At 49.1% G+C, this 18,888-nt stretch carries 15 protein-coding genes; 11 read left to right on the forward strand and 4 right to left on the reverse strand.

Going from position 1 to position 18,888, the window contains the following annotated elements; translation table 11 throughout:
• Positions 1 to 627: 627 nt before the first annotated feature.
• Positions 628 to 1,167, forward strand: a complete 540-nt coding sequence (locus tag ACFRAM_RS17765; protein WP_379466995.1) for a GNAT family N-acetyltransferase — start codon at positions 628 to 630, stop codon at positions 1,165 to 1,167.
• A gap of 218 nt (positions 1,168 to 1,385) precedes the next feature.
• Positions 1,386 to 2,588: a macrolide family glycosyltransferase gene (locus ACFRAM_RS17770; protein ID WP_379466996.1), complete on the forward strand. Its 1,203-nt coding sequence runs from the start codon at positions 1,386 to 1,388 to the stop codon at positions 2,586 to 2,588.
• 409 nt (positions 2,589 to 2,997) lie between these two features.
• Here the strand turns inward: ACFRAM_RS17770 and isdG are convergent, their stop codons facing one another.
• From isdG to ACFRAM_RS17785, 3 genes are read right to left on the reverse strand one after another with little or no spacing between them, the layout of a single operon-like run.
• The gene (isdG, locus tag ACFRAM_RS17775) at positions 2,998 to 4,143 is read right to left on the reverse strand and encodes a heme oxygenase (protein ID WP_379466997.1); all 1,146 of its coding nucleotides are present in this window, start codon (positions 4,141 to 4,143) and stop codon (positions 2,998 to 3,000) included.
• On the reverse strand, positions 4,140 to 5,138 hold the full coding sequence (locus tag ACFRAM_RS17780) for a FecCD family ABC transporter permease (RefSeq protein ID WP_379466998.1): 999 nt from the start codon (positions 5,136 to 5,138) through the stop codon (positions 4,140 to 4,142). Before ACFRAM_RS17780 ends, isdG begins: the two co-directional genes overlap by 4 nt.
• Entirely contained in the window at positions 5,135 to 6,097 is a 963-nt protein-coding gene (locus ACFRAM_RS17785) for an ABC transporter substrate-binding protein (RefSeq protein ID WP_379466999.1), read from the reverse strand. The genes ACFRAM_RS17780 and ACFRAM_RS17785 overlap by 4 nt, the downstream gene beginning before the upstream one ends.
• Positions 6,098 to 6,578: 481 nt before the next feature.
• Here ACFRAM_RS17785 and isdC point away from each other — a divergent pair, with 481 nt between their 5' ends.
• The 9 genes from isdC to ACFRAM_RS17830 all read left to right on the forward strand — a co-directional run bounded on the left by isdC (position 6,579) and on the right by ACFRAM_RS17830 (position 18,360).
• Entirely contained in the window at positions 6,579 to 7,520 is a 942-nt protein-coding gene (isdC, locus tag ACFRAM_RS17790) for a heme uptake protein IsdC (protein WP_379467000.1), read from the forward strand.
• A 21-nt stretch (positions 7,521 to 7,541) separates the two neighbouring features.
• Positions 7,542 to 9,617 (forward strand): NEAT domain-containing protein, encoded by a 2,076-nt coding sequence (locus ACFRAM_RS17795; RefSeq protein WP_379467001.1) that lies wholly within the window; start codon positions 7,542 to 7,544, stop codon positions 9,615 to 9,617.
• A 94-nt stretch (positions 9,618 to 9,711) separates the two neighbouring features.
• Positions 9,712 to 10,656, forward strand: coding sequence for a heme ABC transporter substrate-binding protein IsdE (isdE, locus tag ACFRAM_RS17800; protein WP_379467002.1), 945 nt, complete (start codon positions 9,712 to 9,714; stop codon positions 10,654 to 10,656).
• A 40-nt stretch (positions 10,657 to 10,696) separates the two neighbouring features.
• The gene (locus tag ACFRAM_RS17805) at positions 10,697 to 11,680 is read left to right on the forward strand and encodes a FecCD family ABC transporter permease (RefSeq protein ID WP_175372088.1); all 984 of its coding nucleotides are present in this window, start codon (positions 10,697 to 10,699) and stop codon (positions 11,678 to 11,680) included.
• Positions 11,670 to 12,449 carry an ABC transporter ATP-binding protein gene (locus ACFRAM_RS17810; protein ID WP_379467003.1) on the forward strand — a complete coding sequence of 260 codons (780 nt, stop codon included), beginning with the start codon at positions 11,670 to 11,672 and terminating at the stop codon, positions 12,447 to 12,449. The genes ACFRAM_RS17805 and ACFRAM_RS17810 overlap by 11 nt, the downstream gene beginning before the upstream one ends.
• Positions 12,450 to 12,739: 290 nt before the next feature.
• Positions 12,740 to 13,111 carry a hypothetical protein gene (locus tag ACFRAM_RS17815; protein ID WP_175372086.1) on the forward strand — a complete coding sequence of 124 codons (372 nt, stop codon included), beginning with the start codon at positions 12,740 to 12,742 and terminating at the stop codon, positions 13,109 to 13,111.
• A gap of 127 nt (positions 13,112 to 13,238) precedes the next feature.
• Entirely contained in the window at positions 13,239 to 16,481 is a 3,243-nt protein-coding gene (locus tag ACFRAM_RS17820) for an S-layer homology domain-containing protein (RefSeq protein ID WP_379467004.1), read from the forward strand.
• 567 nt (positions 16,482 to 17,048) lie between these two features.
• Entirely contained in the window at positions 17,049 to 17,276 is a 228-nt protein-coding gene (locus tag ACFRAM_RS17825) for a hypothetical protein (RefSeq protein ID WP_379467005.1), read from the forward strand.
• Between the two features lie 319 nt (positions 17,277 to 17,595).
• On the forward strand, positions 17,596 to 18,360 hold the full coding sequence (locus tag ACFRAM_RS17830; protein ID WP_379467006.1) for a (S)-benzoin forming benzil reductase: 765 nt from the start codon (positions 17,596 to 17,598) through the stop codon (positions 18,358 to 18,360).
• Between the two features lie 124 nt (positions 18,361 to 18,484).
• Here the strand turns inward: ACFRAM_RS17830 and ACFRAM_RS17835 are convergent, their stop codons facing one another.
• Positions 18,485 to 18,880 (reverse strand): VOC family protein, encoded by a 396-nt coding sequence (locus ACFRAM_RS17835; RefSeq protein WP_379467007.1) that lies wholly within the window; start codon positions 18,878 to 18,880, stop codon positions 18,485 to 18,487.
• Positions 18,881 to 18,888: the final 8 nt, after the last annotated feature.

Below are 18,888 nucleotides of genomic sequence, written 5' to 3' on the forward strand. Positions count from 1 at the left end.
ACATTAGAGTATAATGTTTCTTCTATGCTGTAGGAGATGAGATTAACAATTAATCAACGTGACAGCCTGGGTGTGGTGATGGTCAAGAAGGAATTCTATAGACACTGAAAAAATCTAGGCTAAGAATACCTATTACGCATAAAACGTGTGGCGTACAGACCAACATGGAAGCCAAGATAAGTAAAAGACACCGGTCAAGGTGTCTTGTTCATTTTCTGGAATAATGAAATTTTCATGAATTTCAAGACCATGTGTATATGCTGTGTAAAGAACAATCAATTGTTGAGGCATCAAAACAAATTTACATCTCCTGAGAATTGTATTACGAGGTTGTTATCTTTTTATTATAAGAGTTTGAAATGGAGATACTAGGAGATTGCAAGAGCATTATACAAATTCACAAGACACTCTACTCATCACGTGGATACTAATTTTTGAAAAATTTGCAAAGCCATGCTCCAGTTTCAGCATGAGGAGACCTTCCGAGTTAGGGTGCGCTGATGTTATGCCCATTTATTGAACGCAACAACTTTTTAGGCTAGTATAAACATGAAGTTCTTGCAGATAATATATCTATATATTGTAAATTTCTGATTCTTCAGCTCTTATATAACTTGGAGGCATCATATGAGTACATTCAATGTAATTACAAAAGAACGATTATTAATCAGAACGCTGGAAATGAAAGATAGAGACGCTTTTTTTAGATATCGTGCGATGCCTGAGGTATATAAATATCAATCATGGCGGCCAGAGGATATTAGTGAGGTTGAAAAGTTTATCTCGGACAATCTGGCTGTCGTACCGAATACCAGCGATTCATGGCTTCAGGTTGCTATTTGTTTGAAGGATGGGCAGCTTGTCGGTGATATCGGCATTCATTTTTTGTATGATGGTTTTCAGGCTGAACTAGGATATACCCTTTCTCCTGAATTCCAAGGCAAAGGCTATGCCTCTGAGGCGGTTCGGGCCATAATCGATTATTTGTTCACGGGGCTGGGTAAGCATAGAATTACAGGATCAGTGGATCCTGACAATTTGAAGTCGATCAAGCTTCTGGAGAATCTGGGATTTAGAAAAGAAGCGCATTTTATCCAGAGTTACCGAATGAATGATGCTTGGTATGATGATTACGTTTATGCCATTTTGGCAGACGAGTGGAAGTGAATTTTATAGCTTATACCAGTGAGACCACCTTTGAAGGTGGTTTTTCTGCGTGTTGTCAGTTTTTTGGAGGCTAAATCCTCCCATACGATAAAAATTTGAGATTTTTCAATGAGTGTACTATGATAAAATAAATTCCAATATTTGTTATATAGGTGATATGGATGATGCCTCGTACTCTTACATAATTTAGAGAAAAGTACACCTAAGGAGTGGTAGAAATGGCGCGTGTGTTATTTATTAATGGTGGATCTGAGGGACATATCAATCCGACACTTGGAGTAGTGCAAGAGCTTATTGTGCGTGGAGAAGAGGTGGTGTACTTTGCTATAGAAGCTTATAGGGAGCGGATTGAGAAGACGGGAGCTACCGTACGAACCTTTGACAATCAAAAATTTATTAAAGCCTTTATCTCAGGTGGAAAAGATTATGTACTCGAAAGAATCAACGGCCTCTTACTTACGGCAGATATAGTGATACCAACCGTTCTTGAACAGATCGCAGGAGAGCATTTTGATTACATCATCCATGACTCTATGTTTGGTTGTGGACGTTTACTTGCGCAAATTCTGAAGCTTCCTGCCATCAGCTCTTGTACTACTTTTGCGCAGACAAAAGAGGTATTCGATAGAACGTTGGAGCAGTCTTTTACAGGGGTACCTGCAGAAATAGTTCAACCTATATACGATAAATTTAATGAGCTGACGGATATATTGAAGGAAAAATATAATGTGGAGATCACTTCTCCTTACGAAGTATTTTGCAATCCAGCACCGCTTACTATCGTGTACACAACGAGGGAGTTCCAACCTTATGAAGAAGCAATCGACCAAACTTATAAGTTTGTAGGCCCATCGATCTCTTCACGATCAACGCAAGAAAACTTCGACCTTATGGCAATCATGGAGAAAAGCCCAATTTACATTTCCCTGGGTACTGTCTTCAACCAAGCCATTGATTTCTATAAGCTTTGTTTTGAGGCATTGGCGGGCACGGAGCATACGATCGTCATGTCTATTGGGAGTAGGGTTCAAATTTCTGATTTAGGGCAGATTCCTAACAACTTCATCATAAAAAATTATGTGCCACAAACGGATGTACTGAAATATACCAAATTATTTATTACCCATGGTGGAATGAACAGTACTAATGAAGGTCTCTACTATGGGGTCCCGCTAATTGTAATCCCACAGAGTGCCGATCAGCCAATTATTGCCGGGCGGGTGGCCAACATCGGGGCAGGAGTTAAATTACAAATGGAAAGCTTATCTGCCAAGCAACTACGTGAAGCGGTAGATCATGTGTTAAGCGACCGATCCTTCAAGGAATCTGTTACAGATATAAGAGAACATTTTCTAAAATCAGGTGGGTCTCGCCAAGCTGTTGACGAGATTTTCAAATTTAAAAGTCAACATCGCATCTAAGAAAGGAAGGTGATCGGATCTGAGAAAGATTGATAGTCTGTTACACGTCAGTATTGTAGGAGTCGTATTATTTGGAGGCCTATTTCTGGCTAGATACACAATAAAGAAAGAGTTTGGCGTAATAGAATTGCTTATATCATGCTTTTTCCTCGTTGTCGGCATATTTTTGATCTTTCGGAAAAGTAAAAATAATGAAACAAAATAAAGGTTCTCTTTTCCAAAAGAATGGCCGATTAATGGTTAAGAAGAATCTATAATTCCATCGTTCTATATCTCTAAAACAAGCAGGAGCGAGAGTCTAGGCCTCTAATATAAGGTCTTAGCTCCCGCTCCCCTGAATTATTACTTCAGCTCATACTGGCAATATAAAAGGCATTGGCGTGCGGGAATCCATTAGCTTATATCACGTTTAAGCACTGATTGGATTGCGGACGATTTTTACCTCGTGGAAGGAAATCGTGTTAGACAAGATATATTCCGGCGTCTCGCGGTGGGAATGCGATTCACGGAAGGCGTCGCTGCGAGTCCAGCCCTGGAAAGCTTCTTTGGATACCCAGCGCGTGCTGATGGTTACTTCATCGTATTCCGCCGGTTTCTCATTCAGAAGTACCTCAAGGCCGAGAAAGCCTTCCATCTCTTCAACTTTGCCGACCTTATCGAACCGGTTAATCAGCAGCGAAGCCTGACCTTTCTTAATTTGCGAAGTATTGTTCACGATAATCATGTTACGTTCCTCCAATTTATAATAGGTTTTTGGAATAATTACAGGGTAATTCTCCACATAACTCACTGAAGCCTCAAGATCATATACTTTCTGTAAAAAGACATCGTCTAGTAATCCCCGCGGACTTCCCGCGGCCACAACAGATCCGCGCCTTAGCGCCACCATATGATGACTGAAAGCAACGGCCTGCGGCAGATCATGCAGTACCATCACTATTGTGATTCCGGTCTCGCGGTTGATGGCTGCAAGCATGTTCATAACGTCGAATTGATGGGTAATATCGAGAAAAGTAGTCGGTTCATCAAGAAGTAGAATATCCGTATTTTGGGCCAGAGTCATGGCGATTCTGGCTTTTTGTTGCTCACCCCCGGATAAAGTATGGAACATGCGGTCAGCATCCCTGGCGGTTCCCGTTAGCTGCAATGCATGGTCGATCCATTGATGGTCCTCGGTGCTTGCCGAGTAGTTCCAGGGACTTTGGTAGGGAGAGCGGCCGTAGGCTACAAGCTCGCGGACGGTTAAATTCTCTGGCACGTGCTTGGACTGCGGGAGCATCGCCAGGGTACGGGCTAATTTTCGGCGAGGGAACTTATGAAGCTCCTCACCAAGAATCCGCACTTCTCCTGACTCCTGGGCGGCAAGTCCGGCCAAGATGCGCAGTAGCGTGGATTTGCCAGAGCCATTGGGCCCGACAATCGCAGTGAGCTGTCCTGACGGAATACTAAGCTCAATATCCTTCAGCCTGAAGCCGCCGTGCGTATAATTTAACTGACGGCATTCAATGGCCGGGTCACTTTTGATGGTGACACTGTTATCACTGCGGGTACTCATGAAGTCAACCTCCTTCTGCGTAGTAGGTAGAGAAAGAAGGGGGCACCCACTCCGGCTAACAAAATCCCGACCGGCAGCTCCACTGGATCGAACCAGGTACGGGCAGCCGTGTCTGTGAAGACGACAAGCGCGCCGCCGCCGAGCATAGAGACTGGCAGCAGGAAGTGGTAATCACCACCGATTAACAGGCGAACCGCGTGCGGAACGACCAGTCCGACAAAGCCGACCAGTCCAGCTACGCTGACGGCAGTCCCGGCGAGAAGTGCGGCCAGCAGAATAATCAGGAAGCGAGACACTTCTGCTCTTAGCCCGAGCAGCCGGGCAGAATCATCGCCGAGCAGCAGAAGATTCGCTGGTTTGATGGCCAGAAGCGACAAGACCAGCCCGATCAGGGCATACGGTGCGGCGAAGCCGAGATGATGCCAGCTACGTCCGCTGAGTCCGCCGGACAACCAGGGGAGTACGGCCTGAACGCGGTCGCTGAAAACGACCATGAAGCCATTCATAGCAGCGCCGAGTAGCGCATTGATGGCTACGCCCGCGAGTACAATCTTCATGGGTGAAGCGCCGCTGTCCCAGGCCAGCAGATAGATCATGATTGCGGCGAGAAACGAGCCGAGAAAAGCTCCAGCAGGTAGCAGATAACTGTACTGCGGCAGAACCACCATCGCAATGACGGCGGCCAAGCCTCCGCCGGCAGAGACGCCGATAATGCCGGGATCGGCCAAGGGATTGGACATCACGCCTTGCAGCAGCGCGCCGGACACGGCTAGGCAAGCGCCAACCAAGAGGCCGATCAGTACCCGGGGCAGCCTTAGGTCCATAATAATCAGCGACGATGTTTCCGGGCGGTCGCCCAGCAGGATGGACCAAACTTCACCGGGAGAGATAGAGACGGATCCATAAGTCAGCCCATACAGGCAGGCCAGCAACAACAGGATAGGAGCAAGAATGCAAGCGAGAGTCCTACGGGTATTGCGTTGCTGTTTGTTCATTGCGCCTCCAACTCGGCGAATAGCGATACTAGCAGCTGTAGGGCTTCGGTCACTCGTGTTCCGGGATTCGTGCCGAATAGATCGGCGGGAAGAACACGTACCCGGTTATGTACAACCGCATCAATGGAACTCCAGGCCGCGTTCTGCCGCATTTCCTGTTCGAAGCCTTTCTGCACTTCCTCGCCGTTGCCATGGGTCATGATAAGGATAATCTGTGGATTGGCTTCCATGACTCGTTCCGTATTCAACGTGGCATATTGCGGATAACTTTGTAGCGCTGGATAATCTGCAGCAATATTGACTCCGCCCGCAAGCTCCAGTATATTTCCGCCGAGTGAATTCGGCAGTGCCGCCATATAGGTGCCGGGAGCGCCATATACCAGCAGTACCCGCGGTTTCTCACCAGTGCGGGAGGACGCTGCGGTCTTTATCCCGGCTTCAATATCTGTGCTTAATTGCTGCGCCTCCGGTACCTTGTTCAGCATTTGGCCGAAAAGGGTGATCTGCTTTGTAATATCCGCCACTGAATTGGCCTGGGTTAGTACCATCTTGGCCCCGATGCTCTCGATAGCCGGGATATCCTTGGCATTCATCTGCGTATTGCCAAGCACCGCGTCACCCTTGAGATAGGCGATCTTCTCCAGATCTACTTCGTGCGCCGTACCGATCTGCATAATGTCTTCTGTTCCCTTAAGCGTGGTGCCACCGCTTGAGGTTGGTTTGCCGACCAATGCTCCCCCGAGGGCGGTAATAATATCTGCCTCTCCATTACCCAGCGCCACAATATGCTGTGGCACAGAGGGGAAGTTGACTTGTCTTCCTGCAAAATCAGTCAAGGTCAGCGCGGGTAAAGCAGCAGCCGCGTCAGTAACTTCCGACCGTCCCGCCGATCCACAGGCGGTGAGCAGGAGGGCGCACAAGGTTAGAAGGAGGAGAGGTGCATGCCATTGTTTGACCATGGATAACCTCCTGTTTGATTGTAGTTACCCTCATCATGAGCTTTCGGAAGAAGTACCGAAATGAGGGACGAAAGAAAGGAAGATAATTGCTTTTCTCATCAAATGATAATGAATATCATTATCGTTGTCAAACAATATTCACATTTTCATGGCAGAATAGTGACATCCAGGTTTGGATTTCAGTGAAGAAGGCTTATTGGGAAGCGCAAAATGCGGGGTTACGCCGCTAAAATTGTATCCGTTTTGATTTGAAGAACAGAGAATTTTAAAACAAAAAATCTTAGAAAGGGGTTGACAAAGGTTAAAAAATCACATTATTATCATGTCAGCGTCCAACTTCTACATGTTTTACTGGAACATTACAAGAAATATTGGCAAATACAAGAAAAAGGGGAGCAGGGGTTGCTTTTTTTTTGCTGATAAGTTGATAATGATTATCAATGATAAATGCATGAATTTGGAAGGGAGGCAGATCGATACCGTGTCGATTCGAAGAAAATTTGGACTGGTATTCATGCTTGTACTGATGTTTGCCTACACTGTGCAGCCGTTGCTTCAGGCGTCCGCCGCTCCGGCAGAGGGGACCTATAGCGTCGATTATGTCATCAAGAAGGCTGAAGATGAATCCGTTTCCATGGCTAATGACTATTTTGAGAAGCCGGCGCAGCTGACAGTTTCCGGTGGAACGGTTAAAGTCCGCTTGCAGCTGAATCATAGCGAGTGGATCACTGAGTTCCAGGTCCCGGGCGGCAACGCCAAAGTTGTGAGCAGCAATAAGGCGGCAGATACTCGGGTTGTGGAATTTGAAATCAAAGACGTAGAAAAACCGGTGATTGCGAAGATTCATGTCACTGTGCCGTCTATTGATTACGATCATGACTACACAATCCGGTTTGTGTTTGAGGCTGGGAAATTAAAGGCGATATCACCAGTACCGGCGAAGAAACCGGCGGCAACGTCAGTGCCAACGAAGAAGCCCGCAGTAACGTCAGCGCCGGCAAAGAAGCCCGCAGCAACGCCAGTGCCGGCGAAGAAGCCGGCGGCAACGTCAGTGCCGACGAAGAAGCCTGCAGCAACGCCAGTGCCGACGAAGAAGCCTGCAGCAACGCCAGTACCGACGAAGAAACCCGCAGCAACGTCAGTGCCAACGAAGAAGCCCGCAGCAACGTCAGCGCCAGCGAAGAAGCCCGCAGCAACGCCAGTGCCGGCGAAGAAGCCGACGGCAACGTCAGCGCCGGCGAAGAAACCAGCGGCCACGCCAGCGCCAACGAAGAAGCCAACGGCCGCAGCAGCTCCCACGACAGCACCCGTTGTGGGGGCAGAAGAGCAAGCGGGACCAAAGCTCATTCCAACATTGAGTAGCGGGGCGGCTGTGCTGGTTACGGCGGTAGGTTATGCGGTTTATAGAGCCAGAAAAAAATAAGTTCAAAGGGGAATGATCGTGTTGAATAAAGCAAGATTTGGTTTTGTGCTACGAATTATGGCATTCATTTTACTTATAGGATCAGTGATTCAGCCGCTTGGCGGAGCTTACGCCGAAAGTGCGCGTTACAAGGACGGGCAGTATGTGCTTCCGTATTCTATCTTGAAGGATGGTACTACCAGCCCTTCTGTAATGGAGGGATTTGTCCTTAAGCCAGCTGCATTGGAAGTTAAAGACGGCAAGAACTATGTCTCTATTACAGTTACTCAGGACAAGGAAATTACCGGCCTGAAGCTGACAGCCGCAGATGGAACATTATCTGAAGGAACAGTAACTAATAAAAATGCGTCTAACAACCAAAGAACAGTTAAATTCGAATTGGGTGATTTGAACTCCACGATTAAGGGATGGGTCAAGATCGAGTGGCCTGAAATCAACTATTTCAACGTGTACGACGTTGATTTCAAGTTTGATCCGAGCCAGATTCCAGCCGCTGAGCCTAAGCCGGAAACGCCTTCCGATCCGGTATTGAACGACGGACAATATACGATTGCCTATTCAGTACTTCAGGCAACCGGGGACACCGAATCGTCGATGAATAAGTATTTCAGCACTCCGGCAGTACTTACTGTGGACAAAGGACAGAAGAGCATCTCGTTTAGCGTAATTAAAGACAGCTCCACCATCCAGGAAATTCAAGTCGCCGGTGACGGAACAAATCTTGTGCCGGCAACGACAGTAAGTGAGGATAAGGCTGCTAATACACGTGTGATTTCTTTTCCAGTGGAGCGGTTATCCGCTATTCTTCCTGGAACAGTTCGTGTTGTCGTAGCCTCAGCAAATTATGACAAATCGCATGCGGTTCGTTATAAATTTAATCTGGACTCCATCACAGCTGTAAGTGTCGGTGGAGAAGAGACGCCAACATCTACGCCAACCCCAACTCCAACTCCAATATCTACACCAGCACCGGGTACGGAAGGTGGTGGAGACGGAGGAACAGCACCAGTCACCTCACCATCGCCAGTACCAACTGCAACACCGGGGTCTTCCATCGCGGATGGTTATTACAGCATCGACTACAGTATTCTCAAGGATGGCAGCAACGAGGTATCTATGATGGATACATACGTGCAGCATCCAGGTACGCTGATTGTATCAGGCGGGCAGAAATATCTGGCCATTACACTAACGCAGAGCAAGGAAATCACTGGATTCACCGTAGGTCAGCAGTCGGTGTCTGTAATTGCTTCGGATAACGCAGCCAACACTCGTACTGTGCAGTTCCCTATTAGCAACACCGGGGTCAGACTTAAAGCATGGGTAAAAATTGACTGGCCTGAGTTCAACTACTTCCACACCTATAATGTGGATATCAAAGTAGGCAATACGGTGGGAGGTCAGACAAGCAACCCTGCTGGCCAAGTTGATTCTGGTGCGTCTTCGCCAGCAGCTACACCAACACCATCGGCAACAGCAGTAGCATCTGCTACTCCGACACCAAAGCCTACATCAACACCAGTGGCTAATGGTGGAACGACGGGGACAGAGCAAGCAGTGCCGGTTAGCCTGACTGATGTGAACGGTCACTGGGCACAAGCTGCTATTGAGCAAGCAATCAAGTCCGGACTTGTCAAAGGATATGATGATAACAGCTTCCGTCCGAACAACCCGATCAACCGGGCTGAGTTCGCTGTGTTGCTAAGCCGGGCGTTGAAGCTTGAAGGCGGAGCAACGGACAGCAGTGGCTTCAGCGATGCAAGCAGCATTCCTGCCTGGGCAGCCGACGGTGTGGCACAGGTAGCCGCCCGCAAAATCATCAGCGGCTATGAAGACGGCAGCTTCCGCGCCGACCGCAAAATCACCCGCGCCGAGCTTGCTGTGATCATCGTTCGTGCACAAGGGCTGAAGGTTGACCCAACTGCAGTGCCAACGTTCAGCGACATCGCCGATATTGCTGCTTGGGCACGCCCTTACATTGCAGCTGCAGAGCAAGCGGGCCTGATTAGCGGCAAAGGTGGTAATCGTTATGCGCCGGGTGAATATGCAACCCGTGCAGAGGCAGTAACGCTACTAGTGAAATTGCTGGAGCAATAAAATCCATTACACATAAGCACAGACTACCCGGAGGATGCCGAATTTACGGCGTCCTTCGCAGTTTTGCAGGAAGAAAGGAGCAGACGTTCCTGTTATGAAAAAAATGATAGGGCTGATGGCCGTTTTATGCTGGGTCATCTTGATCGTGGGTTGTGCTGCAAATACGGAGAACGCAAAGCAAAAGAGTCCGGCGTCCACCCCGGCAGCCACGCAGCAACAATCAGCGGAAGTCACACCGGAGCCCACACCCAAGGAGGAGCCACGTATTATTGCAACTACGGTGTCGGCGACTGAGATTATGGATTTGCTCGATCTGAATCTGGTGGGTATACCGACCAGTGCGAAGAAGCTGCCGGAACGTTATGCGAATGTGGAGAAGGTCGGCAACCCCATGGGTCCAGATATGGAAAAAGTAAAGTCACTCAAGCCCACCGAGGTTCTGTCGGTGACCACACTGAAATATGATCTGGAGCCGTTGTTCCAGAGCGCCGGGATCGAAGCGAACTTCCTCAACCTGACCAGCCTTGCAAAGCTGGAGGAGTCGGTGGTCCAGCTTGGAGAGAAGTATGACCGTAAGGCGCAGGCTGAGAGCGTAATTACCCGTTATGAAGATAAAATCGCTGAAATCAAAGCGGCTATAGCGGGCAAGCCTTCGCCCAAGGTGCTTATTCTGCTTGGGGTACCAGGCAGCTATTTGGTAGCGACCGAACATTCTTACATCGGTGACCTTGTTCGTATTGCTGGGGGCGTCAATATCGTCCAAGGAGAGTCGGTCGAATATTTGGCCTCCAATACGGAATATTTGCAGCAGGGCAACCCTGATGTAATTCTGCGCGCGGCACACGGAATGCCGGAGGAAGTGATTAAGATGTTCAACGAGGATTTTATTAAAAATGATATCTGGAAGCACTTCAATGCGGTTAAGAACAAACGTGTTTACGATCTGCCTGAAGAGCTATTTGGAACCACGGCGAACCTTGCAGCCGATACGGCGCTAAGCGATTTGCTGCCGATGCTATACCCGGAGCTTAAGCAGTAGGGCGGGTGTATTTTAACAACAGACAGAGGATGAAGAGAACATGAAGAAATCACTGTGGAGCTTTGCCGCTGTCTTGGTGTTGCTGCTGGTAGCAGTGCTCTGGTCAGTGCTCAGCGGCAGCTTGCAGGTCAGTTTGCTTGAACTGTTGAAGGGCTTGTTTACAGGCACCAATGAAAATGTAGCGATCATTCGCGATTTACGTTTGCCACGCGTCATCGTGGCGTTGTTCTGCGGAGCCGCACTGGCTGTTTCCGGCGTGCTGCTTCAATCCGTGATGCGCAGTCCGCTTGCTGATGCCGGGGTAATCGGTATTTCCTCGGGTGCAGGCTTTGTTTCGCTGACGATGGTTACGATTTTTCCGGCGCTGTTCTTCTGGATGCCGCTATTTGCCTTTCTGGGGGGAGCTATCGCCTGCCTGCTCGTCTTCACCTTGTCCTGGAAATCAGGACTTCAGCCGCTGAGGCTGGTCTTGGTCGGGATTGCTGTGAACGCTACGTTCACTGGGCTGGGGCAGTCTTTTAACTACAGGGGCAGCTATGCAGTAACGATGGTGAATATGGCAACGACTTCGATTTTTAACCTGAAGACATGGGAAGATGTGCGGATCATCGTGCTATATGGCGCGCTTGGCCTGGTTCTGGCCTTACTGATTAGCCCTTGGTGCAATGTACTGGTACTTCAGGATAAAACGGCCCGCAATCTCGGTATGCATGTAAGCCGTGTACGGATTGCTGTGTCGGCAGTGGCGGTCTTGCTGGCGGCAACGGCGACGGCGATTGGCGGATTGATCGCTTTTGTCGGCCTGCTGGTGCCGCATATTGCACGTCAACTCATCGGCTCTGACCATAAGGTGCTGATTCCCTTCTCGGCGCTGGCGGGTGCGCTGCTAATCCTGGTAGCTGATACGCTTGGCCGCACAGTGCTTGCACCTGTGGAGATCCCGGCTTCGATTATCATGACGGTGATCGGTGGTCCATTTCTAATCTTCCTGCTGCGTAAAGGAGAGGTGAACCATGGAGATTAAAGAACTGTCCTTCTCATATCACCGTAACAAAAAACTGCTGGAGCAGCTAAATCTTACGATTCCTATGGGCTGCACCACTGCAATCATTGGTCCTAATGGCAGCGGTAAGTCCACTTTACTCGGCGTGTTAGCTGCAAACTACACACCTTCTTCGGGTTCCATCATTCTGGACGGACGGGAGCTAGCTCGCCTTAAACCGCGAGAGATTGCCCGCAAGCTGGCGGTGGTGCATCAACAGAATACTGCGCCAGGTGATCTGACGGTGGAGAAGCTGGCTTCTTTCGGACGCCTTCCGCACCGTTCGCTACTGGTACCGGAGCGTGAAGAGGACCGTGAAGCAGTGGATTGGGCGCTGGCCTGTACAGACATGCAAGATAAGCGGCTGAAGCCACTAGCCGAACTGTCGGGAGGCGAACGGCAACGGGTCTGGCTGGCGCTGGCTTTGGCTCAGCGGACACCGATTCTTTTTTTGGACGAGCCAACGACGTACCAGGATATTTTCTATCAGTATGAAATGCTTGATTTGATTCGGCGGCTGGGCAGAGAACACGGCCTGACCGTCGTGATGGTGCTGCATGATATGAACCAGGCGATTCATTACAGCGATCATTTGATTGCGATGAAGGCAGGCCAGGTGGTGCTGGAAGGCCCACCGGAGGAGGTTATCACTGCGGACTCGGTCAAAGCCGTGTATGGAGTCGATGTTGTGGTAAAAAGGGAGCCGGAGACTGGGCTGTATATCGTTCCGAAAAGGAAGGACTTGAACTGATACATCTAATATTAATTATTCAAATTTTATACAAAAAAGGGTTGACAAGGACTGGGATAAACAGGTAAGATCAACTCAATTAATTGATATTGATAATCATTATCAATTAAGAAGGCGATGAATTTAAGGAAAGGCGGGATGATCTTAAGGAGTACAGGTTGAAGCTCAGCACATAATGAAGCGGCACCGCCGCTTTTGCCTAGGGAAGGTTGTTGTTCGTCGTAAAGTCCAGAGAACCAGGCAGTTAAAGCGTAAGCTCTAATATCAAATCATAGGGAGTGTGTTACTTAATGGTAAAAGCGAAGAAGACAGTATCCTTGCTGATGATGGTTGTACTTACACTGATGTTGGCCGTTCCGGCATTTGCAGCAAGCAAATCCTATCAATTCTACTACGGAGGATCCTACGATACCCACTCCAGCAGATTCATTAGTGGACCGGCTGAAGTGAACGGCAACGCAGTTACTATTAAGCTTAAAGGCGATTATTTCCCTTACCTGAATGCAGAGAGTTCTACTTATTACGGTTCTTACGACGCTAGTACCGACTTGACCACCTTTACTTTCACCGCTACCAATCCAAACTCGGATATTAGTATTCAATTATACGTTTCCACCGTGTTCCACAGTCAGCTGTATGATCTGGACATTCACTGGAATTAACAAACGGGAGGCCAAGGGGCTGAGTGCTTAAAGATTGCATAAGGAAGAGAAGCGGGGCTCCGTTTCTTCTTCCTTCTTTTATATCAGGCACAAGAAAGGCACACTGAGAAGAGGAGAATGGGACGAAATGATGAAGTTGAAAAAATACGCAGCGTTGCTGCTGGCATTGCTGCTCCTGATAACACCGTTCGATTGGGGCGCAAAGACAGCCGCGGCAGCAGGGGGGCAGAACGGTACATACGGCAATATCTTTTACCGTTATCTGATGGATAACACTTCTTCTGACTCCGCAGCGAATGTATTCCTGTATGTGGAGAATTCGGGCAAATTGACCGTGCAGAATGGCCAGGCGGTCTTCGAGCATGAGATCAAAGCAGAGAATGCAGCGCTGATCCCTTATATCGCCTTCCGTAAGCCGGGCGCGGCCAAAGCTGTTATTACCGGCAGCCATGTGCAAGGGATGGAGGGCTATCAGGAATACCAAGTAACAAGCGGCAGCGGTTCAGGCGGCAAGACTGTCATGTCTGTGCCAATTGCAGACATTCAGAAGCCTACGGATGTCCTGATGCATGTCATCATCAAGAACAATCCGACCTACCCGGGACTGGAATATGATTATTGGTATAATGTACAGCTTTGGCTGGATCCTTCCGGATTACCTGTGAATCCTGGAGAGGGTGGAGGGGAGCCGGGGGGCGGTGAAGGACCACCTGCAATTACACTTGTGCAACTGCAGGAACTCGTGACGGTATCCCGTTCAGTGTACGACACTACGGTGGAAGGCACGGAGTTTGGTCAATACCCGATTGGATCGCGGAGTGTGCTCTATACGCATATTATTCACGCGGAAGAAGTCGTAGCGCAGCCAGACCGGTCTCCAGATGCTATTAAGTCCGCTTATCACGCACTTAATGATGGGCTTGCAGCATATAAGGCTTCAGTATACGCGGCTAATAAAACAGCGTTGCGGTACATTGTCGCTAAGGTAGAAGGTCTGTTGGCTGATTTGAAGGAGTTGGGAACGGCTGAGGGCAAGCCAGGGTATAATTTTGCGCCAGCCTCGGCAGGAGAATATGCAAAAGGGGTCTCGACATCTCTAAACAGCGATATCTTGAGGACAGCTGTCTCGGTAATGGGGAATGATAGCGCCACGCAGAACGCGGTAGATGCTTCGGTCCAAGCGCTGACAACCCGGTATAACAATAATAAGGACAGATATTACATTGCCACTACACCTATCCCTGTTCATGTGATTGATACACTGGCGGAAACGGCGACGTTGTCCGTATATGAGGCCGATTTTGGCCGTACGGCGACTCTGCTTAAGCTCGCTTCAGGTGAATATGGTGATAAGGTGTATGCGAATCTTACGCTTGTGCCTCAGGCCAAAGAAGTGGTGCAATCTATGCCGAATTTCAGAGGTGGATTCTCTATTGACGGACTGGATTATTCACAGGACGCCTATCGGGCAATCCAACTGAAGAATGGGGTGGCAGAGACGGAGCAAGCGGTTCAGGTTACCATCCGCAGCGCTATGGGGACGGAGACGGCTGGAGCGAATTGGTTGGGCCTCTCTTATGTCCGATATAAGGTAGGAGATGAAATCAGAGGCGTATATATCAGCTATAATGCACTGCTTCTGAAAGACTTGAATAACTCGATAGCTGCTGCCAAGCAATTATTAGATACTTCAACAGCGCCGTCCGGCGCGGAAGAAGTATTCACCGCTGCCAAACAACATGCCGAGCAAGCGGTGCAAACCGCCGCTAAGACCGGGGCTAATCTGGCGGCTACGCAGCCGCAGATTAAGGCTGCCGCGCAAGCTCTGCAAGCGGCGCTGAATGAATTCAAGAAGAATGCGGTATATACCGTCAACGTTTCAGTCGCCGATGCTAACAAAGACGAGTTCTCCCCGGCAGGGGGCTACATTCATAGCCCTGCACGGATTGCGACGGTGGCGGGGGATACCTACGCCGTCTTGACGGTGGATGCGGCTGTCGATGAGCTTCAGGTGAGCGGTGGCACAGCCACAGCGGCACCTGGTGAAGAGACAGCACCGGGCACGCGCGTGGTGTACATCAAGCCGGTAGATCCGGCGATGTTGACTAACGCGCAGCTGCGGGTGGGCGGCACCGTGCATGCGGTGCGGCTGAACTTTGGCGCAGCGGATAACAGCCGCCTGTCGGCGGCGATTACATCTGCGCAGCAGGTCTACGACGCAGCCGAGGTTGGCACGGCTGCGGGGCAGTACCCGGCAGCGGCCAAGGCAACGCTGGCCGCGGCGATAGCAGATGCACACCGCGCAGCGGTGCATCTGGGCGGCTCCCAGCAGCGATCGGATGAGCTGCTGCTTGGGCTGACGGAAGCCGTGGCGCAGCTGAAGGCTTCCGTTGTGAAGGACCCGGGTACCGGAACGGACCCGGGGACTGGCACGAACCCGGGTACCGGAACGGACCCGGGAACTGGCACGAACCCGGGCACCGGAACGGACCCGGGGACTGGCACAAACCCGGGCACCGGAACGGACCCGGGCACCGGAACGGACCCGGGCACCGGAACGGACCCGGGCACCGGCACGGACCCGGGCACCGGCACGGACCCGGGAACTGGCACGAACCCGGGCACCGGAACGGACCCGGGCACCGGAACGGACCCGGGAACTGGCACGAACCCAGGCACCGGAACGGACCCGGGCACTGGTCCGGTAGCGACGCCAAGCCCCAGCCTGGGCGGCGCGGCTTCTGATGGTGCCGTAACAGGCACCATCGTAAGTGCAGCAGGCGGCGAGGTCAGCCCTGCTGGGGCATCGCCTGCCGCACCGACAGCGGAGCCGGCGAGCTTCCGCGATGTGCAGGGCCACTGGGCACAGGACGTAATCCGTCAGGCGACCGCGCTAGGAATTGCGCGCGGATTCGAGGACGGAAACTTCCGGCCGGATGGCATTGTGACACGAGCGGAGTTCGCCGTGTTCCTAAGCCGTGCTTTGGAGTTTAGCCCGGCAACGGCTCCATCGCCAGTCTTCAGGGATCAGGACAAGATACCGGCCTGGGCTGCTGAAGGGGTGGCGGCACTCAGTCATGCAGGCTTGCTGAACGGATATGCGGATGGCACGTTCAGAGCGAGTGGCAACATTACTCGTACAGAGATCGCGGTCATCGCCGCCCGCGCGGCGCAGCTTGCAGCGGAAGAACATCCGCAGTTGACCTTCGTAGATGCAGCCGGCATTCCGGCTTGGGCGATGGGCGAACTGGCCGCTGCTGTTAAGGCAGGGCTGGTGCAGGGCAAGGACGGAAACCGCTACGATCCGCTAGCAAATGCCACGCGGGCCGAAGCGCTAACACTGATCCTGCGATTGCTGAATAATAAGTAGAGATCATAAGTTTGTTCAATCGATAGCTAACCAGTTTGTAAAGAGAAGAAGCGATCTTGAGGAGCGACCTTTCGGGGTCGCTTTTTCTCATGTTTTTGCTCTGAGTGGTTGCTGAGCTAGAGAAAATATAGATACGTTTATGGCTCAACGTCATAATCAGTGCTGGACATAAGACGTTGGTCGAACCTGCTTGATGAGAACATTCCATTCTGCAGGTTAAAGCTCATTTATAGGAGCTAACGGACTCTATAGTCGTTATTTTCCAAATAAAGTTGTTCTGAACATGTAGCGGACTCAGATGACGTTATTTCCTGCTGAGCAGTGGAATATAGGCAGGATCTCTGTCGATAGGGTCTCTGGAGTCCGTTATCTTCCTGAATGGCCGAATTTAAAGGCAATAAGGCCTCTGGAGTCCGTCTCTTGATGAGCGAGTACTGATTTTGAGGTAGATCCGTTTCTATTCGTTTTTATTTTCCACGTGTGATAAATGTCATCGAAAAAATATATTTAAAATTTGAATAATAAAGGAGAGGGAAATATATTTAGAGGATCACTTTAAGAAGGGGTGTGGGATCGTTGGCAGCCAGCCGCGAATCTGTGGAACAGGATTTTATGATTGAACAATTGAAAGAGAAATTTCAAATCACGGTACTATGGTCCGAAGGACGTGCATGTCTGGAGTACGACACTGAGGAGCAACTTGAGAAAGTATCAGACTATGTCAGAGAACATTTTGATAGAGATCTTTTGGATGTGTTTTTTACAGCTGTAGAGAGCCTTCCAGAGGATGAGTAAACAAAGAGTAAAGGAACGTACCCATGTATGTTTAATGTATCTAATGGCTTATAAGAGTAATTGTTTGAGAGTTTATTAAAAGGTAGATACGTTGGACGTTCCTTGTTGATTCCTACTACATGACCTACTGGATACAACGGCTAGTAAGATGATGAATATCGAAAATATGTAATACAACGTAGCCAATCTTCACGGGGCTACGTTTTTTAATAAACAGGCAGTGAGATGAAGGCTTTGCATGCATTGACATAACTAATGATAAAATGTAAATTAGTAGCAGGTTCTATATTCTAGTCTTAAAATGAGGTGTGCTAGTAAAATGAACTATTTCATCATTACCGGAACTTCAAGAGGACTTGGCCAAGCTATTGCTGAACAGTTAATTTCACCAGAACATTATTTGTTTTGTATTTCGCGTGAGAAAAATAATGAACTACTAGGTAAAGGGAAGAACATTGAGTATTTCGAATTCGATCTTAACAATGTTGAACATATCGAAGAATTAATGACTACTATTATTAGCTCCATTGATACGTCTAGCGTCAAAGGGATATTTCTTGTTAACAACGCCGCTGTCATAGCTCCTGTAGCTTTTGTTGATTCATGTGATGTTAAAGATATAACAACTAACATTACTGTGAATTTGTTGGCTCCGATAACTCTGACTTCCTGTTTTATTCGACTTACAGATGAAATTGATGTTAATAAGAGAATATTGAATATCTCCTCTTCATCAGCTAAGCATCTCCATCCCGGGATGAGTTTATATTCAGCAACTAAAGCTGGTTTAGATGTTTTTACTCAATGTGTGGGACTTGAACAAAACACGAGTGCTGCTCCTGTGAAAATAGTTTCCATATGGCCTGGAATGATCGATACTACTTTGCAGGAAGAGGCGAGAAGTCAAAGCAAGGCGTCCTTCCCGTCGGCTGAAATATTTTCTATGGTAAAAGAAAGAGGCATGCTCACGACCCCTGAGGAAACAGCTGCACAAATCATTGACTATCTATTTAAAGAAGATATTGAAAATGGTGAGATCATTGATATTTACGATTACTCAAAAATTAATGGATTACAGCCATAATTTTGATCTGGCACGATCGCGATTTCAATCCCTGAAGGAATAAAAAAGACACCAGGCCCGGTGTCTTTTTTAATTCCGATTTTGGATATTTTACTGCCTTTGCCTGTCTAACGGCTCAATTGGACTACTTTGCATGCTCGTCCGGCTGATGAATACCAAAGGTGTTTCCTTCTGTGTCTATATAATACCCTTGCCACGCCATTCCAGGCAGTGCATACTTGGGCAACGCTAACTTGCCTCCAAGATTAAGAATTTTGGACTCAGTAGAATCGTAGTCTCCCACCCCAATAGTACAGGCATATCCATTTATAGCTTGGCCGGGTTCGGGTGAAGCCCCTTGACGTTGCATCAGAGCCCCATTAATGCCGAGGTCATTTGCATCGCCTGTCGTAGCTCCCCAATAAGGCATACCAGCATAATTACTCCAGTCTTCAAATACCCATCCAAATACCTCGCCATAAAACTTTTTAGCACGTTCCATGTCATCTACATGAATTTCGAAATGAACTAGTCGACCCATAAGCTCCT

Source organism: Paenibacillus sp. NPDC056722, from assembly GCF_042790635.1.
Lineage (GTDB): Bacteria > Bacillota > Bacilli > Paenibacillales > Paenibacillaceae > Paenibacillus_AQ > Paenibacillus_AQ agri.